Origin of the sequence: Planktothrix sp. FACHB-1355 (assembly GCF_014748295.1) — a bacterium.
Lineage (GTDB): Bacteria > Cyanobacteriota > Cyanobacteriia > Cyanobacteriales > Aerosakkonemataceae > Aerosakkonema > Aerosakkonema funiforme_A.
On sequence record NZ_JACJUP010000176.1, the window covers coordinates 1 to 8,376 of the forward strand.

General features: G+C 41.0%; 10 protein-coding genes. All 10 read left to right on the plus strand.

The annotated features are described in order from the left end of the window. Positions 1 to 44 precede the first annotated feature (44 nt). Positions 45 to 905: a hypothetical protein gene (locus H6S82_RS10360; protein WP_190465201.1), complete on the plus strand. Its 861-nt coding sequence runs from the start codon at positions 45 to 47 to the stop codon at positions 903 to 905. A 104-nt stretch (positions 906 to 1,009) separates the two neighbouring features. Further along, positions 1,010 to 1,723, plus strand: coding sequence for an RAMP superfamily CRISPR-associated protein (locus H6S82_RS10365; protein ID WP_190465202.1), 714 nt, complete (start codon positions 1,010 to 1,012; stop codon positions 1,721 to 1,723). Between the two features lie 105 nt (positions 1,724 to 1,828). Beyond that, the gene (csx10, locus tag H6S82_RS10370) at positions 1,829 to 3,055 is read left to right on the plus strand and encodes a CRISPR-associated RAMP protein Csx10 (protein WP_190465203.1); all 1,227 of its coding nucleotides are present in this window, start codon (positions 1,829 to 1,831) and stop codon (positions 3,053 to 3,055) included. After that, positions 3,052 to 3,459: a hypothetical protein gene (locus H6S82_RS10375; protein ID WP_190465204.1), complete on the plus strand. Its 408-nt coding sequence runs from the start codon at positions 3,052 to 3,054 to the stop codon at positions 3,457 to 3,459. Before csx10 ends, H6S82_RS10375 begins: the two co-directional genes overlap by 4 nt. Positions 3,460 to 3,491: 32 nt before the next feature. Next, positions 3,492 to 4,634, plus strand: coding sequence for a CRISPR-associated protein (locus H6S82_RS10380; protein WP_190465205.1), 1,143 nt, complete (start codon positions 3,492 to 3,494; stop codon positions 4,632 to 4,634). Positions 4,635 to 4,644: 10 nt separating this feature from the next. Further along, positions 4,645 to 5,211, plus strand: a complete 567-nt coding sequence (locus tag H6S82_RS10385; RefSeq protein WP_190465206.1) for a Uma2 family endonuclease — start codon at positions 4,645 to 4,647, stop codon at positions 5,209 to 5,211. Positions 5,212 to 5,225: 14 nt separating this feature from the next. Then, entirely contained in the window at positions 5,226 to 6,101 is an 876-nt protein-coding gene (csx7, locus tag H6S82_RS10390; protein WP_190465207.1) for a CRISPR-associated RAMP protein Csx7, read from the plus strand. Further along, the gene (locus H6S82_RS10395) at positions 6,094 to 7,092 is read left to right on the plus strand and encodes an RAMP superfamily CRISPR-associated protein (protein WP_190465208.1); all 999 of its coding nucleotides are present in this window, start codon (positions 6,094 to 6,096) and stop codon (positions 7,090 to 7,092) included. Before csx7 ends, H6S82_RS10395 begins: the two co-directional genes overlap by 8 nt. Next, a complete protein-coding gene (locus tag H6S82_RS10400; protein WP_190465209.1) occupies positions 7,089 to 7,586 on the plus strand; it encodes a hypothetical protein in 498 nt (165 codons plus the stop codon). Before H6S82_RS10395 ends, H6S82_RS10400 begins: the two co-directional genes overlap by 4 nt. Further along, positions 7,583 to 8,376: RAMP superfamily CRISPR-associated protein (locus H6S82_RS10405; RefSeq protein ID WP_191056200.1), on the plus strand; the 794-nt coding region annotated here is incomplete at its 3' end. The genes H6S82_RS10400 and H6S82_RS10405, both read left to right, overlap by 4 nt.

The following is an 8,376-nucleotide window of genomic DNA, read 5'->3' on the forward strand; positions in this document are numbered from 1 at the left end:
TCCTGCAAGTGCCTTAACAAAAGTTCATACAGTGTCGATTACTTTTGTCCGACTACTTACCCGCAGATAAAGCATTAGCGATCGCGCAAACTATCGGCGAAGAATTCGAGAAGCGATTAACTGATTTAGGAAGATATCAAATTCCTCCATCCCAGCGCAATGATGCTAAATCGATCGCCTGTCATCGTTACCAACCGCCGCAAAATAAACCATCTGAATGTCAACTGAGTATGTCAATTGGCGTTTTAATTACCGCCTATAACACCCCGATTTATTACGCGCAAGACTTAACAGAACAGTTACTCAAATCTGCGAAAGCGCGTGCTAAAGAGTTGAAAAAACACTATCATTATTATGGCGGCACAGTTGACTTTTTGGTGATGAAATCAGTTACAATGATATCATCAAAAATAGCTTCATTTCGCAAGGAAGGTTTAACCAAATCAATCAAAGATAACCAAAAACTCAAACTTCATGCCGCACCTTACACGCTGCATGAATTAGGCGGACTGCTGCAAACTGCCGCAGCAATAAAAGAGTCGGGATTTCCGCGATCGCAGCTGTACCAAATTCGCAGTTTGCTAGAACGAGGCAAAAACACAGCCATCCTCAACTATCGTTATTTCCGCGTGCGTTTGGGTTCAAAAGAACAACAGTTGCTACAACAAAAATTTGAGGATGCTTGGTGTCAAGCCAAAACTAACGATGGCAATCTCGCACCTTGGATGTATTTACAAAGTCCAGAAAAAAAAGAAGAGAAATCAGCAATTTACGAAACTATTTGGCGCGAGTTAGTAGACCTTTATCCTTTTATCGAAGTTACGGAAAACGTTGATGCCAAAATTCAAGATACAGATAGGTTAAATGTAGGGGCGAAGCATTCGGGCGACAATTTATCTACTTAAACCCTATGTTTTCTGTCCGAATGCTTCGCCCTTCCCAGATCTAAATATTCTTAACCGATGGATCTCGCAAGCATTCAAGATACAATCCTAACGGGAGGAAACTGATGATCCAACTACAAAACTTAAGTCAAAATTCAACAGAATCTCTATCCATAACTGCGGTAATAGACAGTGCTTTATGCGTTGGCGCAGGCGGTACATCGGGAACATTAGCTGATAAACCAATTGTTCGCACAGCTACGGGAAAATTACTAATTCCCGCCTCTCAATTCAAAGGTCGCCTGCGTCACGAATGCGAAAAAATAGCCAGAGGTTTGCATAGGAAAGTCTGCGAATCTCCCAATCCCCAAACCATGTGTCCTCAACGTGCAAAATTTCCAGAGAACGAGGAAAGAGAATTTCATCGTCCAGATTATCAAATAGCAGGAGATGAACGCTATCACTGTCTGATTTGTCAAATATTTGGCAATCCCGCTTTACCTTCGCGTCTGCTATTTGATGACCTCATTTGCAACGAAAAAGCAGAAAATCTCCCAGAAGTATTGCGTCCCGGTGTTACCATCAATCGCCGCCGCCGGACTTCCGAAGACCAAAAGCTATTTCTCTTAGAAACATCGCCAGCAAATATCCAACTCGAATTTTCCGGTCACATTCATTTTTTGCCACGATATCCTGCTTATGCGAAACCGCTTTTATTCGCAGCATTACATCATATCCATGCTTTAGGCGGTAGTAAATCAGGTGGTTTAGGTTGGTTGCATTGGAAATTTCCAGACCTAAAAATTGATGATAACGCTTGGAATGCTTTAAAAACTTAAAAATAGCCAAAATAGACAATCCAAAATCCTCTCTTGCGAAGGTCACAATCGTGACGGGAACCGCCAAGACTGTGACTTCGCGCAAAATCTAAAATCCAAAATCGAATGACTTACGAAATTCAACTAACAATTACAGCCGTTTCACCGTTAGCCATTGGGAGACAAAAGCCTGGTGGTTCCGTAAGTGAAGCCGAAAGCTATATTCCCGGATCGGTGATTAGGGGTGCTTTAGCATCCGAAATCCTCCGCAAATCCCCCACACCAGAACCGGGGGACGACTTCCACAGCTTATTCTTAGGCGAAAATGCGGCAATTTTCCAGAATGGTTATCCTGCGATCGCCAAAGTTCAAGATAAACCAACGTTGCTACCTAATCCAATTCAGGTACTCCCCGCCACAGCAGTTAGTTCTAAAACCAATTCCGGTTTTAAAACAGATTCCAAAAATCACGGTGTTTTTGATACCTTAATCGATCGTTTTTGCGCCGGAGGCTATAACCATCCTTACGATCCGAATTGTCCGAAAGACTGTGGAAGAGTAGAACCTTATAGCGGTTTTTATGCTTGTATTGGTAACAATTACTATCCACTTTCAACGACTACTCGACTACTAACGCGAGTCGGAATCAACCGCCGTCGCGCCACTTCTGAAGAACAGGTAATTTACAGCATCGAAGTATTAAATGAAGTGGAAGGAAAAGAAGAACCTGCTACCTATCGCAGCAAAATTTTATTAGATAATGAGGAATTAGCTAATGCCTTAACTACTTTTATCAATTCCCATTCTTTCCGATTGGGTGGTTCTGCATCGCGGGGATTAGGAAAAGCAAAAATTATTGCTGCACTCAATCCCGTCACTACGGATGTGAAACCTCGGATTGACAAGTTTAATCGCGAACTCCAAGAACGGTGGAAGAAGTGGCAACTTTTTGGTGAACCCCAGCAAGATTTACTATCAAACCGCACCTATTTCACCCTCGATTTACAATCCGATGCTATTTTTACCGAAAATTGGCAACGAACCACAGTAATTAATGATAGAATGTTGAAAAAGTATGCTGCGATCGATGACCCTTCTTTAGAATTGCACGTTGCATATACCAGCTACGATTATCGTTCTGGCTGGAATGCCGCATGGGGATTGATGAAAGATGTAGAATTAGTTACCAACAAAGGTGGCGTGTATTTATTTAGTACAAGTTCACCAGACCTTTGGTATCAAGCATTAGGAAATTTGGAAATTCGGGGAGTTGGGGAACGTACTTCGGAAGGATTTGGTCAAGTTCAAGTTTGCAATGAATTTCATTTAGTATTTCGGGAAAACGCCGTATGAATTTAGCAGAACAGCAGATAGAACTCAAAGTCCAAAAAAACATCCGTCTTGCCGAAGATGATTTAGTGCTATGGATTCAAGCTGCTTTAGACAATCGTCAATCTTATGGCGATTTACAAGAAGCTCAATTTCGCAACTTAGTGCGCGTGGCAGATACAACCGATAGCGCGGAAGTGATTAAAAACTTCTTGCGCTATCAAGTCGGGCGCGATAATAAATGGGGAAGAGGTGACAATTCATTAGCAGCAACAATTGTCAATGATATTGATGGGCAAATCAAGAAAAAAGCTAATGATATTCACCAAGCGATTTCGGGCTCTAATTTAAAATTTATTTGGTTAGATTTAATTCGCCGCTACTTGGGGTATGGCGCTCGGTATTTGAAATACATCAAGTCTAAGTAATTTGCCTATTGACTTATTGGCAAGGAGGATAAATGCGTCGAATCGTAATTTCTACTATTGGCACAAGTTTGTTAACCAATCAAATTAATCGAGCTAATTCAGACGAAAAAGATTGGTATAATTTATTGAGAGACAATGCTAATTTATCACTGGCAAACACACCGTATGAAGTATTAACTATCATCGAAACATTGGTAGAAAGAGCCAAACAAAAATTGAAACAAAGCCAAGTAAAAACTATTCGGTTAGCTAGTGCTGAATTGAATGGAATTTATGGTTTATACCAGGAAAAACTTAGCGAAGGAAAACAGGATATTCATTGGTTAATTGCCACCGATACTGCTCAAGGACAAAAAACAGCCGAAATTGTCAGATCTTTTTTGGGTGACAATGAATTTAATGTGAATATTTACGTACCCCCAGGATTATCAACCGCTAGCAGTCGCGCTTTTGCAGATGGCATTGATAATTTAATTACTTGGATGCAAGAAACGATTCCATCTTTTAAGGAAAATGGCTACCAAGTTTCCTTCAATCTGGTAGGTAGTTTTAAAAGTTTGCAAGGATATCTGAATACGATCGGGATGTTCTACGCTGATGAAATTATTTACATTTTTGAAGGCCAAAATTCCGATTTAATTACCATCCCTAGATTGCCAATTACAATTGACACTTCGACGATCCAACCTTACAAATTACCATTAGCTTTAATGGATGCAGGGACAGAAATCGCTGTTGACGATGAAAAAATTCTAGGTATTCCAGAATCTCTAGTTTTTGATGACGGTCAAGAAATGACCTTATCGACTTGGGGTAAACTTGTCTGGACTCAATCTAAAGACGAGTTACTATCTCAGGAGTTATTGCCTTTTCCTCACCTAGAATATAAAGACTCTTTCTACAGGGATTACGAAAAAACTAAAACAAATCAAAAAGAACGGGTCAAATTGCAAGAGATCTTGGCAAAAGTCTCTTGTCTTTTGGAAAAATCAAAAGGTGATACCAGCATCTTAAAAGGTGAAGGAGGCGTCCAATATGACAAATACACGAATAAGGGTGATATGGCACATTTTCGCGTTACTCAAGGATTGCGGATAAGTTGCACGTCATCTAATGGAAAAATACTACTGCATCGCTATGGTAAAGAACCAGATGTGAATAACAATCCCTACTAAATCCAACCCTATGACATCCACCAAACTTTCCAACAAATTAACATTAGCCGAATTTCTGCAATTTCCAGAAACCAAACCAGCTAGTGAATACATCGACGGACAAATTTATCAAAAACCTATGCCTCAAGGAAAGCATAGCGCAATTCAAACTTTTTTAGCTTCTGCGATCGATCGAGTAGCAATTCCTATAAAAACGGCTAGTGCTTTTACAGAATTGCGTTGCACCTTTGGCGGTCGTTCAATAGTTCCAGATATCAGCGTTTTTACTTGGCAACGTATCCCTCTCGATGCTAACGGCGAAATCGAAAATACCTTTTCCATTCATCCAGATTGGGTAATTGAAATTCTTTCCCCAGAACAAAGCTCAACTCGCGTGATTGACAATATCCTTTTTTGTTTGAATGCGGGAACAGAATTAGGCTGGTTAATCGATGCCGAAGAGAAAATTATTATGGTTTTTCGTCCAGGTAAACAACCGGAAACTAAGGAAAATCAAGATAATTTACCCGTGTTAAGTTCGCTGGAAGATTTACAGTTATCCGCACAAGATGTGTTTAGCTGGCTTAGTTTAAATTGAAAATAAGGTAAACTATGTTTGATACTTTCAAAAATCGTTTGGAAATCGGCGGAACTCTCACAACTATAACCGCTTTGCGAATTAGTGCAGGACGTTCCACAGAACCGATCGGTTCCGATTTACCAGTAATTAAAGATGCGGTAGGACGACCTTTAATTCCGGGGTCAAGTTTTAAAGGCGCTTTGCGATCGCGTCTGGAAAGCTTCCTGCGCGGGATTGTGGGAAGCGATCGCAAATTAGTCGCCAATCCCGCCGTAGAGGATGAATGGTCGCTGAAAGCTGATGAAATTAAGTTACTTAAGGAAACATACACAAATGATTTTGACCTCAGCACTGCAATTTTAGAAGAAACCGATTTAGTTTCTCGGTTATTCGGTTCGCCTTGGATCGCCAGTAAATTTCAAGTGCGAGATTTAACGGTATTACCAGATAGTTGGTTTGGACAATATCAAGAACGGGATGGAGTTGCGATCGATCGAGATACCGAAACTGCTGCTGATGCCAAATTATATGATTTTCAAGTAGTACCAGCAGGAACGCAATTTGAGTTTAAAGCAGTAGTTGAAAACGCCGAACCTTGGGAATTAGGTTTATTAACCATCGGGTTGCATCAATTTGAAACAAAACAAATTCCGTTAGGCGGCGGACGTTCTCGCGGATTGGGTGTAGTGAAATTGGATATTCAGGAAATGCAATGGTTTGATGCAGAAGACGATCCAGAGTTATTACTAACTTACCTGCAAAATCTGGTTAACGGAGAAATGGATATTTACTCATGTTATCCAGAAAGAATTGCTTTGCTCAAACAGGAATGGACAAATGCTTTGATTACCCATTTAAGAACTTTCATGTCTGCTAATACCACTGCCGAGGAAAACAGCAATGTTTAAACGATTTGTCAATCAATGCACAATAGAGTTAACGATTACACCTGCTGGCCCAATTTTAATTAAATCTGGCAAAGAAGGTGCAGATCCCACGAAACCGGATATGGAATTTGTGGAAACCTATCACGGGGGAGGACGGACAATTTATTTACCTGGAAGTTCGCTGAAAGGTGCTATTCGCGCCCATGCAGAACGCATTGTGCGGACGGTGGGAAGCGATCGCCGTCCTGATAATTCTACCACTGTCTGGGCGAGCGACCCTCTCAGCGATGATAAAGAGGAACAAAAAAACATCAATCTTTACCTAGATAACTGGAAAAAGAAAAACAAAAATCATCCCCATCCCGGCGCGGAATTATACAAGCAATCTTGTTTCATTTCTCAAATGTTTGGTAATACTGCGATCGCCAGTCGCGTCAGAATAGAAGATGCTTATCCGGTTAATCCCAAACAATTGAAAATTGAAGCACGCAATGGAGTAGCAATCGATCGCGTGTTTGGTTCGGTTATACCAGGGGCGCTATTTAATTACGAAGTTTGTACTGCCGGCGAATTTCATACGAAAATTCATCTCAGAAATTTTACCCTTGCACAATTAGGATTGATCGGTTTAGTATTGCGCGATTTAAATCAAGGTTGGTTTGGGTTGGGTTTTGCTAAATCTCGCGGGTTGGGATTGGTGGAAGTTAAGTTAAATTCAGCCATTGTGCAATATCCCGGTTGTGTGATAAAAGATGAACAAATTAGCGCGATCGCACAACAAAAAAAATGGCCTCTTACCTCGTTACTGGGTGCGGGAATGTTTCTGGAAGATGAAGAAAGAAGCCGCTATGATTTCCCCGCAAACGAGCTGAAAGAAACATCGCCAAAAACAACACCAATGGAGTTTAATTTTGGCGTGCAACAGAGTTGGGAAGGGAGCGAAAAAGTGCGTGAATTGTTCTCGCAAACTGTAGAAGCTTGGTGTCAAATATTGCAGGGGACAGCAGCATGAATCCTTTTGTAGGTGTTAAACAAGTTAACTCATCTGACGATCTCAGAAAATTGCTAGATAAATTTGCGAAAAAGCCTACTTATTACTTTCTTCGGTGGCAAGATCGCGTAAGTGGAATTGTGGAGGACTTAAAAGATTTTCCCAGTCCAGAAGGGCAAATGTTTAATGGCGATCGCGAATTGCGTTGGAAACAACAAGGTCAAGGTTATTCGGTTTTGTTGCTGTCAATAACCGATCGGGATTCTAGCTTTAATTCTATTGATGAAGAACGAGATAAAAAAATAGAATGGCAAGTAGAACAACGACCTGCTTACATTTATCGCCCCGATGAAACTCGGTTTCCCCAAAAATTCATTGTACCTGACGCTCTCAATCCCATAATTAAGGATGAAAAAAATAATCCAAACAAAGTTAAACTAGCTCAACGTTATTTCATCGATCGCGAAACTTCTACCGTACATTTTATCGCTCTCATTGTTGAGATATCGCCATGACTGACAATCGACCAATTCGACGCCCTCAACCTAATCCTACACCAGAAACTAATAACCAAAAACCTTATCAACTGATTTCTTTACCCAGTCAGCCGCCACCGCGAGATAAACCAATTGGACAAGATCGATTTAAAAGCGATCGCATCAGCGGTACAATCTCTTTGCGCTTAACGGTGAAAACCGCTACTTTTGTCGCTTCTGGCGTCACCGCAATGGGTAGCGACTTATCGGGAAATGCCAAAAATATCCCGCTAATCAAAACTGCTGTCGGACGCGATCGACTGTTAACCATTCCGGGAAGTTCCCTTAAAGGTGTCGTGCGTTCTGCTTATGAAGCGATTACGCGCAGTTGTTTGTGCAAAACTAAGGCTGAATCAAATCAAATTCCCAATGGTTATCGGGAATGTAAAGATAATACTAAACTTTGTCCGGCTTGTCAAGTTTTTGGGGCAATGGATTGGCAAGGTTTGATTCGTTTTTCTGATGCGATTCTCAACAATGCACAGTGGAGTGTGGGATTTATGCCCTCACTTTACGCACCCAGAAAACAGCGTGCTGGGTACTATATAAATGGCAGAATAGCTGGACGCAAGTTTTATTATCATTTTGTTAAATCCATTGACAAAGGACAACAAGGTATCCCAGTCCAACAAGCGGGAAAGGAATTAATATTTACTACCCAAGTTGGATTGAGGAATTTAAGTTTAGCTGAATTGGGAACGCTATTGATTGTGTTAGGACAAGATAGTAAAAATCCCATCGCCTTAAAAGTGGGAAGCGGTAAGCCAAT